Annotated in this window: 26 protein-coding genes; 15 read left to right on the top strand and 11 right to left on the bottom strand. The window is 68.3% G+C overall.

Annotated features, from left to right (window positions below):
* Positions 1 to 29: 29 nt before the first annotated feature.
* On the top strand, positions 30 to 1,271 hold the full coding sequence (locus AC16DP_RS00955) for a zinc-dependent alcohol dehydrogenase (protein WP_329727720.1): 1,242 nt from the start codon (positions 30 to 32) through the stop codon (positions 1,269 to 1,271).
* Positions 1,268 to 2,341, top strand: coding sequence for an MBL fold metallo-hydrolase (locus tag AC16DP_RS00950; RefSeq protein ID WP_329727719.1), 1,074 nt, complete (start codon positions 1,268 to 1,270; stop codon positions 2,339 to 2,341). The genes AC16DP_RS00955 and AC16DP_RS00950 overlap by 4 nt, the downstream gene beginning before the upstream one ends.
* A gap of 296 nt (positions 2,342 to 2,637) precedes the next feature.
* Here AC16DP_RS00950 and AC16DP_RS00945 read toward each other — a convergent pair whose 3' ends face one another.
* A complete protein-coding gene (locus AC16DP_RS00945) occupies positions 2,638 to 3,066 on the bottom strand; it encodes a hypothetical protein (RefSeq protein WP_329727718.1) in 429 nt (142 codons plus the stop codon).
* Between the two features lie 450 nt (positions 3,067 to 3,516).
* Between AC16DP_RS00945 and AC16DP_RS00940 the strand changes: the two genes are divergently transcribed.
* From AC16DP_RS00940 to AC16DP_RS00920, 5 genes are all read left to right on the top strand, one after another.
* A complete protein-coding gene (locus AC16DP_RS00940) occupies positions 3,517 to 4,131 on the top strand; it encodes a PH domain-containing protein (RefSeq protein ID WP_329727717.1) in 615 nt (204 codons plus the stop codon).
* Between the two features lie 303 nt (positions 4,132 to 4,434).
* Positions 4,435 to 5,856, top strand: a complete 1,422-nt coding sequence (locus AC16DP_RS00935; protein WP_329727716.1) for a hypothetical protein — start codon at positions 4,435 to 4,437, stop codon at positions 5,854 to 5,856.
* Positions 5,846 to 6,514, top strand: coding sequence for a hypothetical protein (locus AC16DP_RS00930; protein WP_329727715.1), 669 nt, complete (start codon positions 5,846 to 5,848; stop codon positions 6,512 to 6,514). The genes AC16DP_RS00935 and AC16DP_RS00930 overlap by 11 nt, the downstream gene beginning before the upstream one ends.
* Positions 6,515 to 6,525: 11 nt before the next feature.
* Complete coding sequence (locus AC16DP_RS00925) at positions 6,526 to 8,079, top strand: DUF1501 domain-containing protein (RefSeq protein ID WP_329727714.1); 1,554 nt, start codon at positions 6,526 to 6,528, stop codon at positions 8,077 to 8,079.
* 235 nt (positions 8,080 to 8,314) lie between these two features.
* A complete protein-coding gene (locus AC16DP_RS00920) occupies positions 8,315 to 9,622 on the top strand; it encodes a carboxypeptidase-like regulatory domain-containing protein (RefSeq protein WP_329727713.1) in 1,308 nt (435 codons plus the stop codon).
* A gap of 33 nt (positions 9,623 to 9,655) precedes the next feature.
* Here the strand turns inward: AC16DP_RS00920 and AC16DP_RS00915 are convergent, their stop codons facing one another.
* Positions 9,656 to 10,300, bottom strand: a complete 645-nt coding sequence (locus tag AC16DP_RS00915) for a hypothetical protein (RefSeq protein ID WP_329727712.1) — start codon at positions 10,298 to 10,300, stop codon at positions 9,656 to 9,658.
* Between the two features lie 151 nt (positions 10,301 to 10,451).
* Here AC16DP_RS00915 and AC16DP_RS00910 point away from each other — a divergent pair, with 151 nt between their 5' ends.
* Both AC16DP_RS00910 and AC16DP_RS00905 read left to right on the top strand, forming a co-directional pair.
* Complete coding sequence (locus AC16DP_RS00910) at positions 10,452 to 10,925, top strand: hypothetical protein (protein WP_329727711.1); 474 nt, start codon at positions 10,452 to 10,454, stop codon at positions 10,923 to 10,925.
* Between the two features lie 62 nt (positions 10,926 to 10,987).
* Positions 10,988 to 11,266 (top strand): hypothetical protein, encoded by a 279-nt coding sequence (locus tag AC16DP_RS00905; RefSeq protein WP_329727710.1) that lies wholly within the window; start codon positions 10,988 to 10,990, stop codon positions 11,264 to 11,266.
* Between the two features lie 101 nt (positions 11,267 to 11,367).
* Here AC16DP_RS00905 and AC16DP_RS00900 read toward each other — a convergent pair whose 3' ends face one another.
* Positions 11,368 to 12,003: a hypothetical protein gene (locus AC16DP_RS00900; protein WP_329727709.1), complete on the bottom strand. Its 636-nt coding sequence runs from the start codon at positions 12,001 to 12,003 to the stop codon at positions 11,368 to 11,370.
* A 125-nt stretch (positions 12,004 to 12,128) separates the two neighbouring features.
* Between AC16DP_RS00900 and AC16DP_RS00895 the strand changes: the two genes are divergently transcribed.
* Positions 12,129 to 12,776 (top strand): TraR/DksA family transcriptional regulator, encoded by a 648-nt coding sequence (locus tag AC16DP_RS00895; protein ID WP_329727708.1) that lies wholly within the window; start codon positions 12,129 to 12,131, stop codon positions 12,774 to 12,776.
* 46 nt (positions 12,777 to 12,822) lie between these two features.
* Here the strand turns inward: AC16DP_RS00895 and ruvA are convergent, their stop codons facing one another.
* The 4 genes from ruvA to AC16DP_RS00875 form a co-directional block, all read right to left on the bottom strand.
* Positions 12,823 to 13,434 carry a Holliday junction branch migration protein RuvA gene (gene ruvA / locus AC16DP_RS00890; RefSeq protein WP_329727707.1) on the bottom strand — a complete coding sequence of 204 codons (612 nt, stop codon included), beginning with the start codon at positions 13,432 to 13,434 and terminating at the stop codon, positions 12,823 to 12,825.
* The gene (ruvC, locus tag AC16DP_RS00885) at positions 13,431 to 14,006 is read right to left on the bottom strand and encodes a crossover junction endodeoxyribonuclease RuvC (RefSeq protein WP_329727706.1); all 576 of its coding nucleotides are present in this window, start codon (positions 14,004 to 14,006) and stop codon (positions 13,431 to 13,433) included. The genes ruvA and ruvC overlap by 4 nt, the downstream gene beginning before the upstream one ends.
* Positions 14,007 to 14,092: 86 nt before the next feature.
* The gene (locus AC16DP_RS00880; RefSeq protein ID WP_329727705.1) at positions 14,093 to 14,842 is read right to left on the bottom strand and encodes a YebC/PmpR family DNA-binding transcriptional regulator; all 750 of its coding nucleotides are present in this window, start codon (positions 14,840 to 14,842) and stop codon (positions 14,093 to 14,095) included.
* A 44-nt stretch (positions 14,843 to 14,886) separates the two neighbouring features.
* Positions 14,887 to 16,032: a response regulator gene (locus AC16DP_RS00875; RefSeq protein WP_329727704.1), complete on the bottom strand. Its 1,146-nt coding sequence runs from the start codon at positions 16,030 to 16,032 to the stop codon at positions 14,887 to 14,889.
* Positions 16,033 to 16,259: 227 nt separating this feature from the next.
* Between AC16DP_RS00875 and AC16DP_RS00870 the strand changes: the two genes are divergently transcribed.
* Complete coding sequence (locus AC16DP_RS00870) at positions 16,260 to 16,934, top strand: hypothetical protein (RefSeq protein ID WP_329727703.1); 675 nt, start codon at positions 16,260 to 16,262, stop codon at positions 16,932 to 16,934.
* A gap of 152 nt (positions 16,935 to 17,086) precedes the next feature.
* Here AC16DP_RS00870 and AC16DP_RS00865 read toward each other — a convergent pair whose 3' ends face one another.
* Both AC16DP_RS00865 and AC16DP_RS00860 read right to left on the bottom strand, forming a co-directional pair.
* A complete protein-coding gene (locus AC16DP_RS00865; RefSeq protein ID WP_329727775.1) occupies positions 17,087 to 17,299 on the bottom strand; it encodes a hypothetical protein in 213 nt (70 codons plus the stop codon).
* Between the two features lie 28 nt (positions 17,300 to 17,327).
* Positions 17,328 to 17,648 (bottom strand): 3-hydroxyacyl-CoA dehydrogenase NAD-binding domain-containing protein, encoded by a 321-nt coding sequence (locus AC16DP_RS00860; protein ID WP_329727702.1) that lies wholly within the window; start codon positions 17,646 to 17,648, stop codon positions 17,328 to 17,330.
* Positions 17,649 to 17,786: 138 nt separating this feature from the next.
* Between AC16DP_RS00860 and AC16DP_RS00855 the strand changes: the two genes are divergently transcribed.
* The 3 genes from AC16DP_RS00855 to AC16DP_RS00845 all read left to right on the top strand — a co-directional run bounded on the left by AC16DP_RS00855 (position 17,787) and on the right by AC16DP_RS00845 (position 20,063).
* Positions 17,787 to 18,476 carry a hypothetical protein gene (locus AC16DP_RS00855; RefSeq protein WP_329727701.1) on the top strand — a complete coding sequence of 230 codons (690 nt, stop codon included), beginning with the start codon at positions 17,787 to 17,789 and terminating at the stop codon, positions 18,474 to 18,476.
* Entirely contained in the window at positions 18,473 to 19,321 is an 849-nt protein-coding gene (locus tag AC16DP_RS00850) for a hypothetical protein (RefSeq protein WP_329727700.1), read from the top strand. The genes AC16DP_RS00855 and AC16DP_RS00850 overlap by 4 nt, the downstream gene beginning before the upstream one ends.
* 103 nt (positions 19,322 to 19,424) lie before the next feature.
* Positions 19,425 to 20,063, top strand: a complete 639-nt coding sequence (locus AC16DP_RS00845) for a glutathione S-transferase N-terminal domain-containing protein (protein WP_329727699.1) — start codon at positions 19,425 to 19,427, stop codon at positions 20,061 to 20,063.
* A gap of 18 nt (positions 20,064 to 20,081) precedes the next feature.
* Here AC16DP_RS00845 and rtcA read toward each other — a convergent pair whose 3' ends face one another.
* Positions 20,082 to 21,095, bottom strand: a complete 1,014-nt coding sequence (gene rtcA / locus AC16DP_RS00840) for an RNA 3'-terminal phosphate cyclase (RefSeq protein WP_329727698.1) — start codon at positions 21,093 to 21,095, stop codon at positions 20,082 to 20,084.
* A 203-nt stretch (positions 21,096 to 21,298) separates the two neighbouring features.
* Positions 21,299 to 22,534 carry an RtcB family protein gene (locus AC16DP_RS00835; RefSeq protein ID WP_329727697.1) on the bottom strand — a complete coding sequence of 412 codons (1,236 nt, stop codon included), beginning with the start codon at positions 22,532 to 22,534 and terminating at the stop codon, positions 21,299 to 21,301.
* Between the two features lie 139 nt (positions 22,535 to 22,673).
* On the opposite strand from AC16DP_RS00835, the gene rtcR reads away from it, so the two are divergent.
* On the top strand, positions 22,674 to 24,314 hold the full coding sequence (gene rtcR, locus AC16DP_RS00830) for an RNA repair transcriptional activator RtcR (protein WP_329727696.1): 1,641 nt from the start codon (positions 22,674 to 22,676) through the stop codon (positions 24,312 to 24,314).
* The last annotated feature ends 24 nt before the right edge of the window (positions 24,315 to 24,338 follow it).

Here is a 24,338-nt window from a genome sequence, read left to right as displayed (position 1 = left end):
TCAGCCCGCCTGCCCAGGGAGCTTGCCCCGTGAAGGGACTCGTTTTCGACCTCTCCATCCCCCGGTACGTCCTCGCCAAGGGGGTGGGAGGCATGTACCCGAAGCTGCACTACGGACGCGGGAGCTGCCTCTCCCTGCGGGAGCTGGCCTCCCCCACCCTGCCCGGACCGGATTGGGTGCGGCTGCGGCCCCTGCTGACGGGGCTGTGCGGCTCGGACATGGGGACGATCTTCTTCAAGATGAGCCCCCAGATGGAGCCCTTCAATAGCTTCCCCGCGGTGCTGGGGCACGAGGTGCTCGCCGAGGTGACGGAGCTGGGGCCCGAGGCGCGCGGCGTGGAGGTGGGGCAGAAGGTGGCGGTGAATCCGCTGCTGCCCTGCCGCCTGCGGGGCATCCAGCCGCCGTGCAAGGCGTGCGCGGCCGGGCAGGAGAACGGCTGCGAGCACACGGCCGAGGGCTGCCTGGCGGCGGGGCAGATGCTGGGCTACCAGAAGGACCTGCCCGGGGGCATGGGGACGGAGATGGTGGCGCACCCCTCGCAGCTGCACCCGCTGCCGGAGGGGGTGGGCGACAAGGCGGGCGTGCTGGTGGAGCCGCTGGCGGTGAGCCTGCACGCGGTGCTGAAGGTGCCGCTGCGGGACGAGGACAAGGTGCTGGTGATTGGCGGCGGGCCGGTGGCCTTCGCGTGCCTGTGGGCGATTCGAGCGCTGGGCTCGCGCTGCCACGTGACGCTGCTGGCGGCCGAGGAGTACCAGCTGCGGCTGGCGAAGCAGCTCGGAGCGGACGAGGCCTTCCGGGTGATGCGGGACGACACCGCCGAGGCCGAGGAGGTGGCGCGGCGCACGGGGGCGAAGGTGTACCGCCCCATCCTGGGCCCGCCGGCGCTCACGGGCGGCTACGAGGTGACATTCGACTGCATCGGCAGCGCGGGCTCGGTGCAGGACGCGCTGCGCTACACGCGCTCGCTGGGGAAGGTGGTGCTGGTGGGGGCGGCGGGGATTCTCGAGCGGGTGGACTGGACGACGGTGTGGCGCAACGAGCTGACGCTGCTCGGCTCCTACGTGTACGGGCTGGAGAGCTTCCGGGGCGTTCGCCAGCACACCTTCGACGCGGTGCTGGAGTTGCTCGCCCGCCGGGAAGGCCCGGACCCGAGCATGCTGGTGACACATACCTTTCCGCTCGCGCGTTACCAGGAGGCCATCGAGGCCAACCTGGCCCGCGCGCGCCATCAGTCAGTGAAGACCGTCTTCGAGCTCACGGTGAACCCATGAACACGCCCTTCCGTCCCCTCCCCTTCCTCAACGAGGCCCGTGCCGAGCCGGTGTCCGGCGTGCGCCTGCAGAAGCTCCGCCGGGCAGCGCAGGAGGCGCGAGACGCCTTCACGGCCGGAGGCCCGGTGGCGGCGGTGGCCACGTGCGACCTGGTGACGTTCCCCTACCCGTCGCTGTTCGCCTTCAGCGGAGGGGCGCTGTCTCCGGCGCCCTACGTGATGATGACGAACCGGATGCAGGTGGTGCAGTACCTGGAGGACGGGGCGACGCGCACCCTGCTCTTCAACCCGAGCGACTACGAGCGCGGCCAGGAGGCGCCCTTCTTCAAGTCGCTGCGCGAGAAGTACGGCGACTTCGTCTCGGACAAGGTGATGACGCGGCGGTACGGGACGGTGCAGAGCCACCTGACGGCGCTGGGGTTGAAGCCGGAGGACGTGGACTACATCGCGTTCGATCACCTGCACGTGCAGGACGTGCGGCGGTGGCTGGGCGGGGATGGGGAGCCGGCGTACTTCCCGAGGGCGAAGCTGCTGGTGCAGCGGGCCGAGTGGGAGTCGGTGAAGAACCTGCACCCGATGGAGAAGGTCTGGTACGTGCCGGGAGGGACGGACGGGGTGCCGGAGGAGCGCGTGGTGCTGCTGGACGGGGACACGTGGCTGGGCCGGGGAGCGGCGATCCTGTCGACGCCGGGGCACACGATGGGGAACATGTCGCTGGCCGTGGCCACGGACAAGGAAGTGTTCGTGGTGAGCGAGAACGGTGTGGCGTCGGAGAGCTACACGCCGCTGCAGTCGAGGATTCCGGGAGTGCGCGCCTTCGCCGAGCAGATGGGCTGGGAGGTGGTGCTCAACGGCAACACCCGGGAGAGCTCGCTGGAGCAGTACACGTCGATGGTGGTGGAGAAGGTGTTCGCGGGCCCGTCGCGAGTGGAGGGGGCATTCGTGAACTTCCACCCGTCGTCGCTGCTGACGGGCTCTCTGGTGGCGCCAGGCTTGTCACCGACCATCACCCTGCCCGCGCCGAACCACGGGGACATCCGCCCGACTGCTGCCGCCCGCCGCGCGGCCTGAGTCCCCAGGTCACATTTCGCCCGAGTCCCCTGACCCGAGGCACTCTCCTTCCCACCGCGTCACAACCCCTCGCCCTCCGGGAGAGGGACAGGGTGAGGGTGCCACGGGCTTCAGGTTGCACCCGTGTCCTCATGGCCCGGTCCTCGCAGACCTCCACCAGTGCCAGCATCATGGTGGGGCAGATGAAATCCTGCCCATGCGTGGCCATCCACCGCACGCTCCAGCGCGAACACCGCGCACCGATATGGTAGCGGACGCACGGATTCTGGTCCGGGCCCCAATCCCCCCGCGGCCCGTCAGGACGCCTGATGGCCGGGCCGTGCGCGCAGCCAGGCCACGAGTTCGTAGGCCTCGGCCTGGGTGGAGACGAACTGGACCTTGGACAAGTGCGCCTCCTCCGAGCGTCCGGTCAGGTGAGACGCGAGGAAGATGCCCCGGGCCACCGCCTTGTTCCCGAGCCGGGCTCCGATGATGATGTTGGCATGGAGCCACGCGGGATCCGCGTGCTCGCTGAAGTAGCGCTGGACCTCCGCGTCCACCAGGGGGATTCCACTCAAGTCCACCAGCAGGAAGAAGCGCACCGATCTGCTCAGCTCCCGGTAGACGTCCACCACCCGCGTCGCATCCTCCAGGGAGATCTTCTCCCGGTACTCCACCCACAGAACGTCAGGAGGCTCGAAGCGAAGTCGATGCGTGCCGAGAGTCCACTCGCGCTGGCTCTCCATGAGAAGGTCTCCGCTCCGGCGCCTCCTGGCGTCCGCGAGCACGGTGACGAGAGCACGGACCCGTCGCTCTGGCAACCGGGTTGCATGAGTGTGCCGGGACACCGCTCCGAGCTGCGAGTCCTCGAGCGGGCGTCCCGGCTCGACCTCGGCGCCCCATCCCAAACGTTCTGCCGGAACGTGAAGCGTGCGAGCGGACAGGCGGGGCGGGGCCCGATCTCACGGGTCATCCCGGAGAGGCAGCCTTTCCCTCTCACTTCCGGCATCGGCGCTCCAGTGGGATGGGGTTCTCCCGCTTCTGACTGGCCATGGGCATGCATCCGCCAACCCAATGCATTGCATCCCTGCGAGGAATTTCCCTTCCAACCGGTGCCCGGCATGTCGTGGATCCGACACGCGACCTCGACTATGGTCACGGCCCCTCACCGCAGCACCTTCCCCAGGAGGATGAAGATGTTCGGAAAAATCGCCGCCGACGCCCTCGGACTCAGTGACATCGGCTCGGTCATCGCCCCGGCCGACTATGACAAGGTGGACGCCGATGACTACGTGATGCACGAGGACCAGGAGAAGATCTACTTCCTCATCAAGTCCAAGTCGGACGAGTACTGCTTCACCAACAAGGCACTCATCCACCTCGACGGCACCAGCGCCGCCAGCAAGAAGCGCATGCTGCGCCGCTACAACTACAGCACCCACCCCATCTCCAACGTGCTGCTCGAGACCGCTGGCAACATCGACATGGACGTGGAGATCAAGTTCCGCCTGGGCGCCAAAGACTACTCCATCGACGTGCACAAGAAGCACCTCGAGCAGGTCAAGGACCTCTACAAGGCCCTCATCCGCATCTCCGAGCTGATGCACGAGAACGAAGTGGCGCTCGGCCATGCCAAGGCCAGCATCGAGGTCGCCTCCACCACCCTCGGCCGCGGCCAGGCGGGATCCACCCCCATCGTCGAGTCCTTCAAGGAGCTCAATCAGGCCGCCTTCGCCTGGCTCACCGGCGCTCAGCAGAAGTACTGGGTGAAGGATTTCGGTTTCGTGTTCGAGCGCTACATCAAGGCATGACGGGGTGAAACCCAGACGGGTGGCGACCGTTCGCTGCCCGTCTTCCTGTCTGGGTTTTCTGAACCTTCGCTCGACTGGGGCCGTGTCGAGCCCGGCTCCACCCCCTTCCGAAAGATATCGGGACGCTGGAAGGGCCGTGTCTCGGCGGGCCCGCGCGACCGGTTTCTCAAAAACCAAGGCGCAGCCTGTGTGCCTGTACGGTGAGCATGTGTGCACCTGGGCACACTGAAAACGCTACTTTTCAGTTCAAGGCTCTTCGGGTATTCCTGTCTGTCTTGAGTAATCCCATCACAAGGAGGTCAGGTGCTTCGACGACTCATTCTGGGGGCCGCCCTGTGTCTGTCGGGGGAGGCTTTGGCCAAACCACCCGCGGGCAACGTTTTCTGCGCCACCTATCCCACGGCGCCCGCGTGTACCGGGCAGCAGCCGGCCTGTACCTACTGCCACGTCGCGCCGCCGCAGCGTAACGCCTTCGGCACCGCGCTCGAGGCCCAGCTGGCTCCCGGTGCGCCGCGCCCGCTGTCCGACGCGGATTTCACGTACGCACTTCCCACCGCGCTGAGGGCCGTCGAGTCGCAGGACTCCGACGGCGATGGCGTGTCCAACCTCGTGGAGCACCAGCGCGGCACCCAGCCGGCCGACCCCAACAGCGTCCCCGTGGAGACGGGTGGCTGCGTGGCGGGCTCCGACCCCCACAATCCCCAGTATGACGTGTGCCGCTATGACACACGCTTCGCCTACCGGCGCGTGCTGCTCGACTTCTGCGGACGGTCCCCCACCTATGCGCAGCTCAAGGAGTTCGCCGCGTTGAACGCCGATGAGCAGCGCTCTCGGATCGACGCAGAGCTCGACCGGTGCACCACCACCGAGTTCTGGCGTGGCAAGAACGGGCAATTGTGGAAGCTCGCGCACCCGAAGATCCGCCCGGTCGGCTCGCTCAAGGCCGGCGAGGACAAGGGCGCCATCCCCCTCGCGGACTACTACGACGACTACAACCTCTTCGCCTGGTCGCAGCTCGACGACCACGACGCGCGCGAGGTGATGACGGCGAAGTACTACGTGCGCCGCGACATCAACCCCACCCGCTACTCCGTCGTCCCGACGCTGCCCACGCAGTTCGTCGACGAGGCGCACCGCGCGGGCAACATCACCTCCTCGTGGAGCCTCATCTACTTCGTGATGTTCACCGCGCTCCCGCGCAACGCCGCGTCCCAGGCCTACCGCGCGTACCTCGGCCTCGACATCGCCAAACAGGAGGGCCTCTACAGCATCGCCGGCGAGCCCCGTGACTACGACGCCAAGGGCGTGAAGGCGCCCACCTGCGCGGCCTGCCACGCGACGCTGGATCCCCTGAGCTACCCCTTCCGCAACTACCAGGGCCTGTCTCTCACGGCCCGCAACACCTCGGCCCGCTACGTCCCCAGCCGCCTCGAGACGTACTTCCGTGACGTCGCGCCGGACATCACCCAGGTCCCCGAGTCCGGCTACCTCCTCGGCAAGCCGGTGGCGGACCTCGTGGAGTGGGCGCAGGTGGGCGCCAACAGCGACGCCTTCGCCATCGCCACCGTCACCGACTACTGGAAGCTGCTCATCGGCCACGCCCCCAAGCCCGAGGAGCAGGCCGAGTTCGTCTCCACCTGGCAGCGCTTCAAGGGCACGCATGGCTACCGCGTGCAGCGCATGCTTCACGATCTGATCCGCACGGAGGCCTACGGTGCGCCCTGACACTCTTCGCGTGTTGCTCCTGTCCGCTGCCTGCACCCTCACCGCCTGCCCGTCGCCCACCCCCTCGGTGCCCGACGCCGGCACGCCGCCTCCCGCCGACTCCGGGACTCCCCCGGAGGTGACGCGCTCCTCGCGCAACAACCTGCGCTTCAAGGGCCCGGAGCGGCTGGCGCTCGACTTCGCGACGGCACTGTCGCTCCCCGTCGAGCAGGTGTGCAACGAGCTGGGCCAGTACCCCTGCACCACCTCCGTGCACACCGTGGCCCTGGGCGGCGTCGAGCCCTACGGCCTGGGCTTCTACGAGCCCCTGCCCTTCACCGGCGTCACCACCCCCATCGCCGTGGACCGCGTGGCGCTGGCGGCCTGTGGCCAGCGCGTCACGCTCGACCTCACCACCCCCTCCACGGCCGTCATCTTCGGAGGCATCGAGCTGGACGCCCAGGGCCGCCTGGCGAACCGCGAGGGCGAGCCGGTGAAGAACGCCATCACCGCGCTCTACCAGCGCGCCCTGCTGAGAGATCCCACGGAGGCCGAGGTGGGCACGTGGGTGCAACTGGCCACCGGCATCGAGTCCACGGGCAGCACCACGCCCGGCCGCGACTGGATGAAGGCCGCCTGCTTCGCCGTCCTCTCTTCCGCCGAGTCCGTCTTCTTCTAAAGGGAAACGCCATGTCACTCCGCAACAATGGCCGGCTCTCGCGCCGGGAGATGTTGAAGGCGCTGTCTCTGTGCGCCGCGGGCTCCTCAATGGGCACCCTGCTGACGGGCTGCCGCGATTCGCTCCACACCCCCGAGTCCCTCGAGCGGCTCGGCGGCCTTCGCCGCGATCGCCTCGATGGCAAGCCCCGCTTCCTCATCGTGATCGGCGCCGCCGGTGGCGCCTCCATCGTCGACAGCTTCCTGGCCGTGCGCGCCTCGGAGGCCGGCGCCAACGCCTCGAAGCTCAACACCTTCGCCGACGAGCAGGTGCAGGGCGTGGACGGCTCCCCGTTCCGCGCCGTGAAGGTGAGCAGCCCGCGGCTGGGCAACATCCCCCAGGCGGTGAACACGGATCAGCTCCCCTTCGTGCGCAAGCACAAGGACTCCATGCTGGTGGCCACCTCGGTGGGCACCTCGGTGAACCACGTCATCGCCCAGAAGCGCAGCCTCACCGGCAACGCCGCCTGGCGCGGCCGCACGCTGCAGGAGTGCGTGGCCCTCCAGTACGGCGCGGGCTTCCCCATTCCCAACGTCAACATGGCCATGGGCGGCTACTCCGAGCGCGGCACCGATCACTCACTGCCCTCGTATTGCTACGGCGAGGTGGTGAGCAACGCCTCGCTCTGGCCGCTGGGGCTCGATGGCAGCAAGGGCCTCAAGGACGCGCCCCCGCGCGACGTGGTGGAGCTGGCCCGGCGCACGCGCAACACGCTCGACTCCCGGTCCGTCTTCGGGAAGACCTTCGAGAATGCTCCGGCGCTCCAGCGCTGGAACGAGCAGCGCATCGTGGGCCAGCCCGCGCTCGAGGCGAGGGATCTCATCAACCGCCTCAACGTGCTGCCCAACCAGCCGCCCTCGCTGCCGCTCTCCGAGTACGGCCTGTCCAGCTCGCCCGATGGGGACCGGCTGCGCGCGCTCTTCCCGGACTACCTGACGGACCCCGTGCAGAGCCAGGCGGCCCTGGCCTTCCTGCTGCTCAAGTACCGGGTGTCGGTGACGGTGACGCTGGGCCCGTCCTTCAACGTGGCGGTGGGCAGCACGCGCGAGCAGTTCATCGCCAGCCCTCCCCTCGCCTTCGACTTCAGCCACACCGAGCACCGCTCCGGCCAGGCCTTCATGTGGTCACGGGTGCTGGGCGTGGTGGACAAGCTCGTCGATCTGCTCAAGGCCGAGCCCTTCGATGAGACGAGCGGCGAGAGCATGTGGGACCGCACGTTGATCTACGTGGCGACCGAGTTCGGCCGCACGCGCAATCGGCCCAACGACGCCGTGGAGTTCAGCTCCGGGCATGACCTCAACAACGGCTTCCTGATGATGTCCCCGATGATCAAGGGCAACACGGTGCTGGGAGGCATGGACCCGCTCACCGGGCTGACCTACGGCTTCGACCCGCGCACCGGAGCGCCCGAGCCCGGCAAGATGACGACGAACGAGCCGGACATCTTCTCGGGAATCCTGACCGCGATGGGCGTGGACACCTCGGGCAGCGGGCTCCCCGACGCGAGCGGCTTCCTGCGCACCTGAGCCGCACACCCGAGCCGCTTCATCGTCCATACGTAGCGCCTCCTACTATCGCCCACCGGCGGCGTGCTCCATAACTCCCCAGGCCACACCCGCGTGCCCTCCTTGTTGCTCCACTGTCGACAGGCACGGGGAGCCGCGGTGCGGTCACACTCTCCGAGAAGACAGCGACGACAGCTCCGCCCGCGCTGGTACGCACCGTGCAATCGCCGCGTCTCATCCACCCCCGGAGAACCCGATGATGAGACGCTCTTCACTGCTGATGATCCCGGTCCTGTTTGGCCTCGCCTGTGGCGAGAACAGCACTCCTCCCCTTCCCGCCGAGGAGCTCGAAACCCGCTCCGCCGCGCTGTCGGCGGTCTTCTCGGGCACGGTCCTGGATGCCTTCAACCGGCCCGTCGCCAATGCCCGCGTCACGGTGAATGGCATCACCCGCCTCACCAGCAGCACCGGGGCGTACTCCCTCTCGGTAACGGAGTCGAAGACGGGCTACGTGCTCGACATCCGCAAGGATGGCTACGGGCCTGTGAACAAGCTCCAGATGTCGGGCCAGCTCAGCCAGGTGCACGTGCTCGGCAAGGCCTACACGCAGCAGGTCAGCCCCACCGTCAACACCGTCATCCAGGATCCGGCCTCCGGCATCCGCGTGGAGCTGCTCGCGAACACCCTGCGCACCGCGGCGGGCGCCCTGCCCTCGGGCGGCGTGCTGTTCTCCATCGTGCCGCACGGCCCGGACACGATGCCCGGTGACTTCACCGCCCGCAACGCGCTCGGCCAGACGGTGGCGCTCGAGACCGTGGGCGCGGTGACGCTGTCGGCCGTGGACGGCCTGGGCAACACGCTCGGACTGGCCGCTGGCACCTCGATGACCGTGCGCCTGCCCGTGCCCGCCTCGCTCGGGGGCACCATGCCGGCCTGCGTGCTCAACGCGACCTGCCGCACCGTCATGTGGCGGTTCAGCCCCTCCACGGGCCTGTGGGTCGAGCAGAGCGCGAGCCCCCAGTTCTCCACCACGGCCACGACGTTCCGCATCCAGGCCGCGCGGCAGGGCGGCGTCATCGACCCCGCGGATGGGTTGGGCACCTGGAACACCGACATCGAGAAGGTCAACCCGGCCTGCTCCATCGTCGAGTTCGTGAACATCCCCCTGGATTGCTACAACCCGCCGCCGGTCACGAGCCCCGAGCCCGGGCTGACCGTGGGCCTCTCGCAGACGTCCTCGGGCGGCGCGGTGTGGACGAGCAACGGGAACGTGCGCTCCACCGCGACGTTCATCGCGCAGTACAACCTCCCCCCGAATGCCCCCCTGCAGATCGCCGTGACGTTCCCGCCGGGTGCCCCCGCCTACTGCGCCGGCAACCTGACCCTGACCGCGGCCCCGGGGCCGTACACGGTCACGGGTAACGCCATCCAGTACAACTCGGGCGCGCCCGCTGGAGCGGCGGGCTTCCCGAAGGACTCGGGCGGCAACCCGATCGACTTCACGGACGTGGCCACCGGCGACCATCCGTGCAGCTCGCACATCTACATCGAGACGCACCCGTAAGGACGCGCTCGTGGCACCCGGCCCCCACCTGCCTCAGCGCTCGAAGCGGATGATGCGCTCGACGCGGTAGGTGGAGGGCTTCTCCAGGGGCTCGAGCAGCATCAGCTCCGCGGGCTGGCCGGGCAGCACGGTGTGTTGCTTTGGCTGAGCCAGCTGGAGGGGGTCCCCCACCTTCGCCGAGGCGGACAGCGGCACGGCGAACAGCCCGCTTCCCTCCACCGTCTCCAGCGCGCCCAGGACGCGCAGATCGCCCAGCTCGTCCACCTTGCCCACGAGGGCGATGGCAGGCCCCTGGCCGTTGTCGCGCACCGCGCGGGTGATGGAGAGGCCCACGTCCGCGGTGAAGGGCTTTCCATCCGCGCCGAACAAGCCCACGCCCTTGAGCATGAGGTAGACGAGGCCCGAGGAGTCGTTCTCCGGGATGGACTCGTAGCGCGCCACCTCCGCCTTCTCGGCCTTGCCGCTCGCCAGTGCATCCAGCGCGGTGGCGAGCGCGACGAAGTTGAGCTGGACCAGCGGCGCGTCCGGAGCCCGCGACGCCCAGGGTCCCGTCTCGATGAGGACGGAGGGCGTGCCCCAGCGCGTCATGTTGTCGCCGAAGGCGCGCGAAGTGAACGCGGAGCCCTCCTTTTTGGTGGTACGAGGAAGCGATACCCGCAGCGGGAGGAAACCAGCCATGACCCACCGTATCGTCGTGCTCCCCGTGGTGTTGACCCTGCTCTTCACCGGTGCATGCGGCAGTAAAGAACCCGCCCCATCCGCCGCCCCCCCTCCATCCGTCGCAGCCGCCCCGTCCTCCGTCACCGCCCCCCACGTCCCGCATGCTCCGATGCCTGTGAGTCCTGGCACCGGCCGCATTTGCACTCTGATCGGCTGCGAATCCGGATTCTGGCTGAAGGTTCCCGTCAACCTGCACTTCGAGCAACTGCGAGCGAGCACCGTGACCGTGTGCCGCAACGCGCTCTGCTACTCGAGCAGCCTCGCGACACTCGCGGAGCCCTCGGGTCCGGACTCCGGCAACCGCGTCACCTTCCCCGATCCGGCCCAGCGAGACACCCTCCATACTCCGCTGATCCATGCCGAGGTCCGGCGGGCCGCGAGTGGCGGGTACCAGCTCCATGTCTCGTACAGCCCCTGGGCGTCGGGGGAGCTTCGGAATGGAGACGTGTACGACGTGACCCTCACGGACAAGCGCGGCAGAAAGCCTCTCAAGGTGCACGAGACGGTCTCGTACGAGGTCAACCAACCCAATGGTCCTGAATGCCCGTCCACGTGCCTCGGTATCGAGATCGACAAGACGTAAGACCCGCAGTTTCTTCGCATGGCGCCCGTCTCCGTGCATGATGCGCCGCATCGGAGGAGTCGATGAAGAACCAGATTGTGATGGCAGTGGCGGCCCTGGGCCTCGCGATGACCCTGGCCGGTTGCAAGAGCGAGTGCCGTGTCGCGTGCGAGAAGAAGCAGGAGTGCGTGTCCTCTGGCCTCGACGTGGCGAAGTGCACGGACACGTGCGAGCAGAAGGTCAAGAAGGACAAGGACTTCTCGGCCCAGGCGCAGGAGTGCTCGCAATGCGTCAAGGGCCGGACCTGCTCCGAGACCATGAAGCAGTGCCTGGACGACTGCATCACCGTCGTGGGCTTCTGAGCCTCCGTCCACCACGGGAGCGGCCTGCGCCCCGGCTCGAAGTGGATCGCCCGTCCGCTCCAGAGTGAAGCGGCGGGCGCCACCTGGGAGCGCCCGGCTGCTCAGGTTCCCGGCGGCTTGCGCGGCAGGTCCACGCTGAGCGCGGCCTGCATCAGGTCCATCAGGCCCGGCCACGCCTCGGCCGACAGCCACACGCCGTCGGCGTCGTGCTCGGCGTTCACCACCAGCGAGGAGGACTCGAAGAGCCGCGCAGACACCGCGCCCTCCTTCGGCAGCGCCCCGGACACCTGGAAGCGCTGCCCGTCCCAGCTCAGCCCCTTGGGCATGACCTGATCCAACAGGGCGCGCAGCGCGGCCTTGCCTCCGCCCAGGCGCAACACGCCCTGCACCAGCGCCGAGGCCGCCCTCGACTCCTCCAGGTCCACCCGGCCTGGCGTCAGCAGCGTCAGGTGGTAGCGGCCCGAGGCGAGCTCCAACCGCTCCAGGGCCACCTCCACGCGCAGCTTCCAGCCGGAGACCTCCAGGCGCACGTCATAGGCACGGGGCCCGTACGCCCACTCGCCCACCGAGAGCGCCTTCACGTCCTTCAACGCCTTGCGCGCCAGCGCCTCCACCCGGGCGTGCGACAACCGCACCCGCTTCCGGGCCACGTCCACCGTCACCTGGCCGGACAGGCCCGAGGGCAACTTGCCCACCCACTCCCGCGCGCTCTCCCACCATCTCGAAGCACCGGACATCCCAGAGCCCTCCTGGCATTACACCGAGTCCCGTATCTGGCCCCGGACATGCCCTGGATTCAAGCGCACTGAACGGCCAGGCCGGTGTGCCCCCCAGGCCCCGTGTGATTAGATGTCCCCCAGGCATGACGATTGGTTCCAAAGAAGGCCCCCCGCCCCCGTGGCCGGACATCCACCGGACGGTCCTCTCCACGCTCGATGCGCTGGCTTCGTCCACTGGATGGATTCCCACCGCCGCCACGGTCGGCATCGAGCCCGTCTTCGAGCGCGTGCTCCAGCAGATCTGCCAGCCCCAGGGCTTCAGCCCCGAGGCCTACATCGACGTCATCACCCGGGACGCCGGGATGCGGCGGGAGGTCCAGAAGCGTCTGGCGCGGCTGATGGAGACCCCGGCGCTGGTGAACATGCGCCGCGAGGCCCAGCGCCGCGAGGCCGAGCACCAGCTCCACGTGCTGCACTTCGTCCTGTCCGGCCAGGAGCCGCCCGAGTGGGTGCTGTCGACGATCGACGAGGAGCAGCAGGCGCAGCTCCGGGACGCGGCGGAGTCGGGCGAGGAGAGGGATCCAGTGCTCCTCCCGCGGGTGCAGCGGGCGCTGCGGAAACTGGCCGCGAACCCCACGACGTACGGACAGTGCGAGGACTGCGGTACCACCATCCTGCTCGAGCGCCTGCAGCTCGTGCCGTGGGCCGAGTGCTGCGCGGCCTGCCAGCGCAAGCGCGAGGGCGTTCCGGACGTGGCGCCGGAGCCCCCGGTGGCCGTCACCTACTTCTGACCGCGGTGACGACCCCCGCCCTCTTCAGAGGGAGAGGGCGCATGCGTCAGGCTCCGGTGCGCAAGGACTTGAGGGCCTCGCGGAAGAGGGCCTGGAAGGCGGCCTCGGCGCCGAGCCGCTCGCTGGCGGACTCCGCGGCCTTCTCCGCCTGGGGCTGCTTGTAACCGAGGTTGATGAGCGCGGAGACGAGGTCCGCCCTCTGCGCGGACTCGGGGGCGGCGGGCTTCGCCTGGGCGGCCACCTGCTCCAGGTGCAGCGTCTTCACCTTGTCCCTGAGCTCCAGCACGAGCCGCTCGGCGGTCTTCTTCCCCACCCCGTGAATCTTGGTGAGGCGCGCCACCTCGCCCCGGCCCAGCGCGGCCACCAGCTCCGGCACCTCCATGCCGGAGAGCACCGCCAGCGCGAGCCTCGGCCCCACGTGCGACACCGAGTTGAGCAGGAGGAACAGCTCCTCCTCGGCGCGGCTGAGGAAGCCGAACAGCTCGAAAGCGTCCTCGCGCACCACGGTGCGCACCCGCACCTGCACGGGCTGGCCCTCCGCGGGCAGGCGCCCCAACGTGAGCGAGGAGAAGAACACGCGGTAGCCCACCCCTCCCACGTCGATGGTGGCCTCCTCGAGGCTCTTCTCCAGAACGTTGCCACGCAGTGCGGCGATCATCGCGCTTCCGGCCTCCTGTAGGACGGCGTCAGCTTGTCCGCGAGCTGCGCCTGCGCCGACTTGCGGCGCGTCTTCGAGGGCCTGGCGCCCGATACCGGCACGCCGGACCGGCCCTGGTTGAGGTGGCAGATCGCCACCGCCAGTGCGTCACTGGCATCCGCGCGATCCAACACCTCGACCTCGAGGAAGGTACATACCATGCGCGCCACGGCGTCCTTGCCGGCGGCGCCACCGGCGCCCACCGCGCGCTTCACCCGGGCGGGCGGGTACTCGTGCACGGAGAGCCCGGCCTGGGCGGCGGCCAGCAGCGCCACCCCGCGGGCGTGCCCGAGGATGAGCGCACTGCGCGCGTTGCGGAAGGTGAACACGCCTTCCACCGCCACGGACTGGGGCTTGTAGAGCTTCACGGCCGTCAGCAGCGCGCCGTGCAGCTCCTTGAGCCGCAGCTCCAGGGGGGCGCCGGGGTCCACCTTGATGACGCCATGGCCCACGTGGACCAGCCGGCCTCGCCGCTCCTCCACCACGCCATACCCCATGAAGCGGCTGCCGGGGTCGATGCCTAGGACGCGCAAATTCCTCTCCGGGGACAACGGAACAGGGGTTCAGCCTGCCCTATAACGCGCGGGCCGCCTCCGTGTCGATGTGCCCGTCTCCCCCACTACGCGGAGAGCGACTCCATGAGGGCCTCGTCCATCTCGAAGTTGGCGTGCACGTTCTGCACGTCGTCGTTGTCCTCGAGCAGCTCCATCAACTTGAGCAGCTTCTTGGCGTTGTCGCCCTCGACGCGCACGGTGGTCTGCGGGAAGTACGTCCACTTCTGCTCGCCCAGCTTCAGGCCGGACTGCTCCAGGCTGGAGGCCACCGCGTGCAGGTCCGCCGGGGCGGTGCGCACCTCGAAGCCCTCGGCGCCGTGATTGAGGACGTCCTCGGCGCCGGCTTCAATGGCCTTCTCCATGACCTCGTCCTCGGAGGGGCCGGGCTTCACGGTGATGAGGCCCTTCTTGTGGAACATCCAGTTCACCGAGCCTTCGGCCCCCAGGTTGCCGTCCTCCTTGGAGAACATGGAGCGCATGTCGCTGGCGGTGCGGTTGCGGTTGTCGGTGAGGCACTCCACGAGCATGGCCACGCCGCCGGGGCCGTAGCCCTCGTAGACGATCTCCTCGTAGCTCTCGCCCTCCAGCTCGCCGGTGCCCTTCTTGATGGCGCGCTGGATGTTGTCGTTGGGCATGTTGGCCTCGCGGGCCGCGAGGATGGCCACGCGCAACCGGGCGTTGTTGTCCGGGCTGCCGCCCCCCAACCGCGCCGCGACGGTGAGCTCCTTGATGAGCTTGCTGTAGAGCTTGCCCTTGCTCGCGCCCATCACGGCCTTGTACCGCTTGAGCTTCGACCACCGATTGTGACCGGACATGGCGCGTCTTCTAACCTCCGGCGTGGGACCGGTCCAGGCCCGCTTCAGGCCGCCCGGGAGGAGCCCGGCACCTCGAACGCCTCGGAGAAGGGCGCCTCCTCTTCCTCGAGGGCCCCGGAAGAGAGCACCGGCTCGAAGAAGGGCGGAATGGACTGGGGCACCGGCTCGCGCTCGGCGATGAGGTTGGCGGGCACCAGCACGCCCTGGGCGTAGAGGCACGTCACCACCTCCAGGGTGGTGACCTCGGGCAGGGAGCACTCCAGCAGGGCGGTGTGCACGGTGCGCTGGCCATCGAAGAGGCGGAGCACCGGGCCCACGTCATCGGGCAGGGACTTGAGGACGTCCGCCAGCCGCTTGAAGTCCACCACGAGCCGCGCGGACAGGGGGATGCCCAGGGCACAGAGGGCGGCGAAGCGCTCGGCGGCGGGCAGGAGCAGCGAGGCGTAGATCTTCAGGGTGAGCAGGAGCTTCCCCTCGGCGAGCACCTCGGCGAAGGAGACGGCGTAGGCGCCCGAGCCGAAGAGGAGCAGGCGGCGGATGGCGGTGAGGCCGCGCTCGCCCTCGAAGGAGGCGTCCACCACGTGGCCCTGGTGGAAGGAGAGCCAGCCCTCGTTGTCGCGCAGCTCGATGCGGCCGGAGCGCGAGCCACACAGCAGGGCGTGGAGCACCTGGGCCAGGGGCATGCGGACGGTATGGGCCTCGTAGGCGGGGGCGAAGGCGCTGCGGCCGGCCTTCAGACGCGCGAGGGACACCACCACCCGCGGAGGCAGGGGCTGCAGGAGGTAGTCATCCGCGCGCACGGCCTCGGCGCGGGGGCGGTGGTGGGGCTCCTCGTGGCGCGAGAGGAGGTACACCGGGAGGTGCTCGGTGCGGGCGTCGGCGCGCAGCCGCTCGCAGAAGGTGAAGCCGTCCAGCCCGTCGCCGAGGGGCACCACGGGAGCGATGACGAGGTGGGGCAACGGGCGGCCCTCGCCCAGCTCCCCGAGGATGTCCTCGAGGGCGGGGGCGGCGAGCACCTCGAAGCCGGCACTGACGAGGCCCAGGGCGAGGGAGGCGCGCGCGTCCTTGTCGGGCTCGACGAGCAGGACGCGGGGGCGGAAACGGGTGGAGCGCCGCCGGGGGCTGACGTCGGCGGAGACGGAGGAAGGGGCGGGCTCGAGGATGGTGGCGCGGTGCGAGCTGTCGGCCATGGGGAACTCCTGGAGCGGCGATCCTGGGAGAAGCCGGGCATCCACTACGGACAAAAAACTACGATACTCTGAGAAATAAGACTATCACGAAACGAGAGTACACCCGGTCCTATCTGACACGAGCCCGTGACGGGAAGCCAAGGGCTTGAAATTGTTGGGTAAGCGGCAGCAGGAGGGGCAGGAAACGCTCGACGGGCCGGGGGGCGAGGAGCCAGAGTGGGCGGCCTATGACGCGACTGATGCTGGTGTGTGTGCTCACGCCGCTGATGGCGGCGGCGCAAGAGACGACGGCCCCGACGGCGGAGGCGGTGAGGCTGGAGGAGAAGCGGGAGAACTTCGGAGCGGTGGTGGCGCCGGCGGCGTTGCCCGATGGGGCGACGGCGCTCTCCGGGTGGGTGGGGGTGCCGGAGGTGGGAGCGGCGTACCGGCAGGGGACGGGGGGCTGGGAGGTGGGGGGACGGGCGCGGTTCGACTATCTGCGGCTGGCGGTGACGGCGGAGGGGGTGGCGAGGCGGCAGGTGTGGACGAGCGGAGCGTGGGCGGTGGCGCCGGAGCTGGGGTTGGGGGTGACGGGGAACACGGGGAGCCGGTACTTCGACGAGCAGAACCTGGAGGGGTGGTTCCTGCGGTTGAACCCGGCGGTGGTGGCGAGCTGGAAGGTGGCGGAGACGGTGACGGCGGTGGGGCTGGTGGAGGTGCCGTACGAGCTGGGGCTGAGCCCTGCGGGGACGTGGAGGGTGAAGCCGATGGCGGGGGGCGGAGCGGAGATCTACCTGGGCGAGGACCTGTCGCTGTCGGCGGTGGGCGAGCTGGGGGTGGACGTGTTCAAGGAGCTGCGAGGGGTGCCGCAGACGAGGCTGGGCTACGGAGTGCGCCTGGGCCTGGGCGTGCGCCTGTTCTGAAACCGTAGCGAGGAGCAGTCCCCATCCCCTGGCTACCCACAATTCGCCGCCAACAATTTCCCCTCTCCCCTCGGGAGAGGGACGGGGTGAGGGTATCGAGCCCAACCGGGTTGGCTCGGAGGGCCTACTGAGGCTTCACCGCGCCCCCGTGCTCACCACTCCGGAATGGGGGTGACGCGGGGAGTGCCCAGAATCTCCAGCGTGCGCAGGGCCACGCGGATCAACGTCTGGGCACAAGGCTCACAACCCCCGGCACAGCACCGGGGCCAATGGCCCTCGGGGTTGCGCAGGAGGGGCCGGACACAGGGCTCGTAGTACGAGGGGAAGGACAGCTCCTGGCTGGCGAGGTGGAGCGCGGAATCCATCTGCTCTTCGGTGAAGTCGGCCACGAGCCTATTCAAGCATACCCAGGCCACGGGGCTCACCAGCGGCCCGCGCACGGAGGAGCGGACCTTCTCGCTCCGTTCGCGGAATCTCAGCGCACCGGGACGGTGAGTCGAAGGGCCAGAGGGCGGCAGCTGTCGCCGGGCTCGGGCCTGTCTCCACCATGAGCGCCGCATCGCGCTCGATGCGCACCTGGGCCTGGGCGCTGCTCTCCGAGCGGGTGTTGTAGAGCGTCACCTGCCGGCCCGCGGTGGCGAACTCGAGCGCGATGCCGCAGCCCATGGCACCACCGCCCACCATGCCGATTCTCTTGATTCTCCTGGATTCCATGGACGGAAGAATCCCCTCCCCAGGGTATGAAAGGCAACGCCCACGGCAGAGTTCAGGTATGCCGTCATTCCACTCCCTCTAGGCTCTCCATCTCCGGGCATCAAAGGGATGCTTGGAACACCACACCGGGAATCCTGCATGTCCACCCAAACGCTCGGACAGAAGCTCATCGCGTCGAGCCTCGGTCTTCTCCTTGTTGCCTGCAGCGTGACCCAACCCCTTGTCGCGGCCCAGGGACCCACCGGCCCGCATGACCTGGCCAGGTACGCGCTCATCATCCAGGAGACGCCGGATGGACGAATCACTCACGACTGGAAGCCGCTCAAGGACTTCGATCTGGCGAAATTCCAATCCGCCCTGAGCGCGATGAACTCAAACCGAGCAATGGTGCGCGTCTCCTCAATGGGGTTGGAGACGTACTGCGAAGGCCGACGAGTCCAGTGCGAGCAGGACTGCCTTGCGAGCAGCAGACCGATCCAGGTCGGCCAATGGAAGTACGATGATGTCAAAACCCAGCCGTGGCGCATCGCCAGAAGCTGGTGGTGTCCGAGGCATTGCCTGCAACAAGCGGTTCTATGTAACAAGGGAAGAGGCAGTTGGGCCGAAGAATACGCTGCGGAGTTCCATGCAATAGAGCCCGCGCTTGATTGGCTCAAGACCCACCGCGAGGAGATTCTCGCCGGCTCAGTCATCATCATCGCCGGAGTGGCCTTCGTTGCCGTAAGCACCGCTGCGGGAGCAGCGGCCCTCATTCTGATGCCGTTCGTGTTGTTCGCGGAGAACTCCTCGGGGTTCCCCTCCACCAGCGTCGCGGAGGTGGCCCCGTGAGCATCCATGATTCTCTCAATGACGCTGCACGCTTCGCCTCATCTCGGTGGCGCGCTGCGGGGCTCCAAGGCAAGAAAGAAGAACAGCGGCTCTGGGTCCAGGTGAAGGCGTACAGGGACTTCATCAGCGCAACGGGCCAGGCCTACCTGTTTGAGGACTACCTCAAGCAAACAGCCCCCCTGCCGCGCCCCCATGTGAGCACCGCGCTTGAAGAACGAAAGGATGCGGCGATCTCGCAAAGGGTCATGGAACTTCTCCTGAAGGCTTTCGACGAGACCCTCGAGCCCGAACAGAAGCAGGCGGCGCGCCTCATCATCCATCAGGTCAACTTCATCGCCGATACGGGACAGCTCGATGCTTGCGAGGACTACATCAACAACCGCCTCGATCATGCCCCGCTTGCCATTGCCTACTTCAAGACGCGCGACGAAGCAGAGGCATGGCTGAAGGGGCCCGCGGAACCACCCAGCCCGGCGAACATACTCATTGGCGATGAGTATTATCAGGCCGTGTATACTCGTGAGGACAACACCCGCTTCATCTACCGTGACTACATCATCGAGCCATACATCGGAGAACTGGCGGCAAGAGGAATACCTCCGACGACGCCATCATTTGAAACCCGTGCGGACGCAGAAACGTGGTTGAAGGAACACCCGGCCTCACCTTTCGACTTCGTGTCAATCGCCGGGGAGCACTACTTCGCGGTGCATCACAAGAGGTTGAAGAGACACACGCTCCACCATGTGGCCTCCGCCCTGAAGAAGTGGGAAGAGATGAAGAGCACTGCTGCTCAAGAGAAGGCGCAGGATGCAGCGGCGGAGACCGAGGACGAGGACGCGTAACCACCCGACGCCTGGGCCCAGCAGCAGACCCCTTCCGGCTTGTGCACCGCGCGGGGATACGCCTACGGTGGCCTCGTACCACTCCCCAATCGGAGGAACACGCATGCCAGCTGCGCTCGAAGAACTCGCCAGGCCTGTCATCATCGGCCGCTCGAGTTCACACTTCACGCGCGTCACGCGGATCTTCGCCGCGGAGATGCGCGTCGACTACTCCCTGCGAGTGGTGCGAGACCTCATGTCCTCCAATTCGGAGGATTACGGAGGCAACCCCGCGCTCAAAATCCCGAGCTTGCAGACGCCCCAGGGAGTCTGGTTCGGCTCTCTCAATGTCTGTCGCGAGCTATGGCGCCGGTCGAACCCCAGACCTCGCGTGGTCTGGCCGGAGGACCTCGATCAACCGCTGCTTGCCAATGCACAGGAGCTCGTTCTTCAGGCCATGTCGACGGAAGTGTCCCTGATCATGGGCAAGGCCGCCGGCACCGACAGCAGTACCCACCACGCGAAAATGCGGCAGTCGCTGGTCAACATGATGTCGTGGCTGGAGGAGAACGCGAGGCCCATCCTCTCCGCACTCCCGCCTCGGGACCTGAGCTATCTGGAGGTCACGCTCTTCTGCCTCGTGACCCATCTGGAGTTCCGAGACGTTCTGCCGACCGCCCCCTACTCCGCGCTGAACGAGTTCTGCCGGCAGTTCGCAACACGCGCCTCCGCCGGCGAGACCTCCTTCCGCTTCGACACGTGAAGGCAGACACGAGAGCGCTCACCGCACCGAGACCTCTCTCACCTGCTGTGACACCTCCTCGACCGAGACCTTCACGTCGAGGAAATGGGCGAACGTCTCGATCTGCGTCTGCGCATGCCCATCGAGAGGCAGCGTCCGGAACGAGCCCCCTCGGGCCAGCGCCAGCAGCAGCATGAGCTGGTCCGCCAGGTGTTCCCCCACGGGCACACCGGCCTCCAGGTAGACCCGCGCCTCCTCCGACACGGCCTCCGCGATGTCCTCCGCTCGCACGCCCCGCTCACCGAACCCGGTGAACACCTCCGTGACGTGCTCGCTCTCCACCTCCAGCCACACCACGTTCCCCGGCCCCGCCGAGCGCTTCAGCTCCTCCACCCGCCGCTCCTCGACCAGCCACCCGAGCTTCCTCCCCACCGTCTCCAGCTCCCGCTTCGCCACGTCGTACGGCACCTGCGCGATCATCGCCGTCGCCTGCCGCCGCACCACGTTCCCCCGCTCCATCAGATGCAACGGCTTCAGCGGCGCCGGCTGCACCAGCACCTCGAACCTCCCTCCCCCCGCCGGGAAGAAGCCATGCCGCTCCAGCGTGGCCTCCACGCCCGGCCCCATCCGCCGCACCAACGGCAGGTACGCCTTCGTCAGGAAGTCGAACGGCGGCGCCGCCGGGTTGTGCGTCCCTCCCTCGAGCACCAGCGTCGACGGCCCGCTCGCCGCCAGCAGCGCCGGCAGCACCGTCTGCAGCACCAGCGTCGCGCTCCCCGCCGTCCCCACCGCGAAGTGGTAGTCCCCGGACTGAAGGGCCTTCGGCCGGAACGTCAGCTCCTTCGAGTGCAGCGCCGCCCCCTCCAGCTCCGCCTCCCCCACCGCCGCCGCCGCCTTCACCGCCGTCAGGTGCTGCCGCAACAGCCCCGGCTTCGAGCGCCCCGCCCGGATATTCACCATCTGGAAGGGCTTCCCCGTCACCAGCGACAGCGCCAGCGACGTGCGCAGCACCTGTCCTCCGCCCTCTCCCTTCGAACCGTCGATGCGAATCATCTCGAAATCTCCCAGAACCCACTGCGACCCACGCAGCGTAGACCCTCACCCCAGCCCTCTCCCAGAGGGAGAGGGGGCTCCCGCACGTAGCGATGCCCGCTCCCTCATCCTGGCGACCGAAGTCTCGGAGAGAGCGGGCATCTCGATGTCTCTATCCCCTCATGTGGCCCTCCTTCGTCGGGAACCCCCTTCGTGCACTCCCCTCAACCCTTCACGCACACCACCTGACGCAGCGTGTGGACCACTTCCACCAGGTCCGCCTGCGCCGTCATCACCGCGTCGATCGGCTTGTACGCACCCGGCGTCTCGTCGATGACCTCCGCGTCCTTGCGGCACTCGATACCCGCCGTCGCCTTCGCGTGGTCCTCCAGCGTGAACCGCCGCTTCGCCGCCTCACGCGACATCACCCGCCCCGCCCCGTGGCTGCACGAGTGGAAGGCCTCCGCGTTCCCCTTCCCTCGCACGATGTACGAACGCGCCCCCATGCTGCCGGGGATGATCCCGAGGTCCCCCTCGCGCGCACGCACCGCACCCTTCCGCGTCACGAACACGTTCTTCCCGTAGTGGTGCTCACGCGCCACGTAGTTGTGGTGGCAGTTCACCGCCGCCTCGGTGAGCTCGAACTCCGGCAGCTCACCGCTCGCCTTCAGCGCCTCCACCACCGAGCGCAACATCAGCTCGCGGTTCATCGCCGCGTACTCCTGCGCCCAGCTCACCGCGTGCAGGTAGTCCTCGAAGTACTCCGTCCCCTCGGGCAGGTACGCCAGGTCCTTCTCCGGCAGGTGGATGAAGAAGCGCTGCATGTCCTCCTTCGCCAGCTCGATGAAGTGGCTTCCAATCCGGTTCCCCACCCCGCGCGAGCCGCTGTGCAGCATCAGCCACACCTGGCCGGACTCATCCAGGCACACCTCGATGAAGTGGTTCCCCGTCCCCAGCGTCCCGAGGTGACCCAGGTCCGGGCCACGGCCCAGGCGCGGGTGCTTCTCCAGGATGGCGTCATAGCCGGGCTTCAGGCGCGCCCACGCCTCGCGGTGCATCGCGGGCGCGTCCTGCCACGCACCCCGGTCATTGCGGCCGCCGTTGTCCGTGCGGCCGTGCGGCACCGCCTTCTCGATGGCCGAGCGCACCTTCCCCAGCGAGTCCGGGAGCTGCTCCGCGCGCAGCGTCGTGCGCACGGCGATCATCCCGCAGCCGATGTCCACGCCCACCGCCGCCGGAATCACCGCGCCCGCCGTCGCCACCACGCTCCCCACCGTCGCGCCGAAGCCGCGGTGCACGTCCGGCATCACGGCGACCCACTTGTGGATGAACGGCAGGGACGCCATCGCGCGCAGCTGCTTCTTCGCCTCGTCCTCGAACGGCACGCCCACCGTCCACGCCTTGATGGGAACCCCACCCGCCTCGTTCGACAGAACCTCGTAGTTGCGCTGCGTCTGCATGACCGTCTCCTTCAGTCCGTTCGCCCGGGCCGTCCCGGGCACGCGAGGAGGTAGAGCAGGGCGCGTGCCAGCCCCTTTCCGAGGGAGGGCCACCCTTCCCCGCCCCTTTTCCTATCCATTGGGATAAAGTCCTATCCGTATGGCGAAGACGCGGACGCGCGAGACGGTGGTACTCGGGATGCTGGGCACGACGCTGGACGCGGGGCGGGGGCCCAGGCGGTGGGAGAAGTGGCGCCCCACCGTGGGGCTGTGCCAGCAGGAGGACCTGCTGGTGCACCGGTTCGAACTGCTCTCGCTGCCGGGATATGCCGAGCTCGTCCGGACGGTGGTGGAGGACATCGCCCAGGTGTCACCGGAGACGCGGGTGCGCACCACCGAGTTGAACATCCGCAACCCGTGGGACCTGGAGGAGACGTACGGCGCGCTGCTCGACTACGCGAAGGCCTACCCCTTCCACCCCGAGCACGAGGACTACCTCGTCCACATCACCACCGGGACGCACATCGTGCAGATCTCCATGTTCCTCCTGGTGGAGAGCCGGCACATCCCCGGGCGGCTGATTCAGACCTCACCGCCCCAGGGCGTCCGGGACCAGGGGAGACCGGGCGTGCATGCCATCATCGACCTGGACCTCTCCCAGTACGACACGCTGGCCCGGCGCTTCGAGCAGGAGCAGCGCGAGGGCCTGTCCTTCCTCAAGGCGGGCATCGACACGCTCAACCCGGCCTTCAACCGGCTCATCGAGCGGATTGAACAGGTGGCCACGAGCTCGCGCGCACCGCTGCTGCTCACGGGGCCCACGGGGGCGGGCAAGTCGCAGCTCGCCAGACGCATCTACCAGTTGAAGAAGACACGGCGGCACGTGAGCGGCCCGTTCGTGGACATCAACTGCGCCACGCTGCGCGGGGATGGGGCCATGTCCGCGCTCTTCGGCCACGTGAAGGGTGCCTTCACCGGAGCGGTGGGGGACCGGCCCGGGTTGCTGCGCCAGGCGAACGGCGGCGTGCTGTTCCTGGATGAGATTGGCGAGCTGGGCGCGGACGAGCAGGCCATGCTGCTGCGGGCGCTCGAGGACAAGCGCTTCCTGCCGGTGGGCTCGGACAAGGAGGCGGAGAGTGACTTCCAGCTGATCGCCGGCACCAACCGGGACTTGCAGGCCGAGGTGGAGCGCGGGCGCTTCCGGGAGGACCTGTTGGCGCGCATCAACCTGTGGACCTTCCGGCTGCCGCCCCTGCGCGAGCGGCCCGAGGACATCCCGCCCAACCTCCTCTACGAGCTGGACCAGGCCTCACGGGTGCTGGAGACGCGGGTGACGATGAACAAGGAGGCACAGGAGCACTTCCTGCGCTTCGCCACCTCGCCCGAGGCGCGCTGGAGCGGCAACTTCCGGGATCTCAACGCGGCGGTGCTGCGAATGGCGACGCTCGCGCCCGGCGGTCGCATCACCCGTGAGGGCGTTGACGAGGAAATCGAACGGCTGCGCGCCGCCTGGGCGAAGAGCGGGCCGAAGCAGCAGGCGGCGGCGGTGAACCTCGTGGTGGAGGTGCTCGGGGAGGAGCGCACCGAGGCGCTGGACCGGTTCGACAGGGCGCAGCTCGCGGAGGTGCTCGCCGTGTGCCGGCAGGCGCGAACCCTGTCCGACGCGGGGCGGTCCCTGTTCGCGCAGTCACGGGCGCAGAAGAAGAGCGTCAACGACGCGGACCGGCTGCGGAAATATCTCACCCGCTTCGGACTGAGCTGGGCCGACGTGGCGGGACGCGGGGCCGCCGCGGTGGAGTGAGCAACCCGGCGGACAAGCGCCTAT

It is taken from the genome of Archangium sp., assembly GCF_057119385.1.
Note: the sequence above shows the minus strand (reverse complement) of the source record. Positions and strands in the feature narration are given on the sequence as shown.

Coding starts and splice junctions, on each gene's coding strand:
- AC16DP_RS00950 (WP_329727719.1), top strand. CDS start 1,268: ATGAACACGCCCTTCCGTCCCCTCCCCTTCCTCAACGAGGCCCGTGCC.
- AC16DP_RS00945 (WP_329727718.1), bottom strand. CDS start 3,066: ATGGAGAGCCAGCGCGAGTGGACTCTCGGCACGCATCGACTTCGCTTC.
- AC16DP_RS00940 (WP_329727717.1), top strand. CDS start 3,517: ATGTTCGGAAAAATCGCCGCCGACGCCCTCGGACTCAGTGACATCGGC.
- AC16DP_RS00925 (WP_329727714.1), top strand. CDS start 6,526: ATGTCACTCCGCAACAATGGCCGGCTCTCGCGCCGGGAGATGTTGAAG.
- AC16DP_RS00920 (WP_329727713.1), top strand. CDS start 8,315: ATGATGAGACGCTCTTCACTGCTGATGATCCCGGTCCTGTTTGGCCTC.
- AC16DP_RS00915 (WP_329727712.1), bottom strand. CDS start 10,300: ATGGCTGGTTTCCTCCCGCTGCGGGTATCGCTTCCTCGTACCACCAAA.
- AC16DP_RS00910 (WP_329727711.1), top strand. CDS start 10,452: ATGCCTGTGAGTCCTGGCACCGGCCGCATTTGCACTCTGATCGGCTGC.
- AC16DP_RS00905 (WP_329727710.1), top strand. CDS start 10,988: ATGAAGAACCAGATTGTGATGGCAGTGGCGGCCCTGGGCCTCGCGATG.
- AC16DP_RS00900 (WP_329727709.1), bottom strand. CDS start 12,003: ATGTCCGGTGCTTCGAGATGGTGGGAGAGCGCGCGGGAGTGGGTGGGC.
- AC16DP_RS00895 (WP_329727708.1), top strand. CDS start 12,129: ATGACGATTGGTTCCAAAGAAGGCCCCCCGCCCCCGTGGCCGGACATC.
- ruvA (WP_329727707.1), bottom strand. CDS start 13,434: ATGATCGCCGCACTGCGTGGCAACGTTCTGGAGAAGAGCCTCGAGGAG.
- AC16DP_RS00880 (WP_329727705.1), bottom strand. CDS start 14,842: ATGTCCGGTCACAATCGGTGGTCGAAGCTCAAGCGGTACAAGGCCGTG.
- AC16DP_RS00875 (WP_329727704.1), bottom strand. CDS start 16,032: ATGGCCGACAGCTCGCACCGCGCCACCATCCTCGAGCCCGCCCCTTCC.
- AC16DP_RS00870 (WP_329727703.1), top strand. CDS start 16,260: ATGACGCGACTGATGCTGGTGTGTGTGCTCACGCCGCTGATGGCGGCG.
- AC16DP_RS00865 (WP_329727775.1), bottom strand. CDS start 17,299: ATGGATTCCGCGCTCCACCTCGCCAGCCAGGAGCTGTCCTTCCCCTCG.
- AC16DP_RS00860 (WP_329727702.1), bottom strand. CDS start 17,648: ATGGAATCCAGGAGAATCAAGAGAATCGGCATGGTGGGCGGTGGTGCC.
- AC16DP_RS00855 (WP_329727701.1), top strand. CDS start 17,787: ATGTCCACCCAAACGCTCGGACAGAAGCTCATCGCGTCGAGCCTCGGT.
- AC16DP_RS00845 (WP_329727699.1), top strand. CDS start 19,425: ATGCCAGCTGCGCTCGAAGAACTCGCCAGGCCTGTCATCATCGGCCGC.
- rtcA (WP_329727698.1), bottom strand. CDS start 21,095: ATGATTCGCATCGACGGTTCGAAGGGAGAGGGCGGAGGACAGGTGCTG.
- AC16DP_RS00835 (WP_329727697.1), bottom strand. CDS start 22,534: ATGCAGACGCAGCGCAACTACGAGGTTCTGTCGAACGAGGCGGGTGGG.
- rtcR (WP_329727696.1), top strand. CDS start 22,674: ATGGCGAAGACGCGGACGCGCGAGACGGTGGTACTCGGGATGCTGGGC.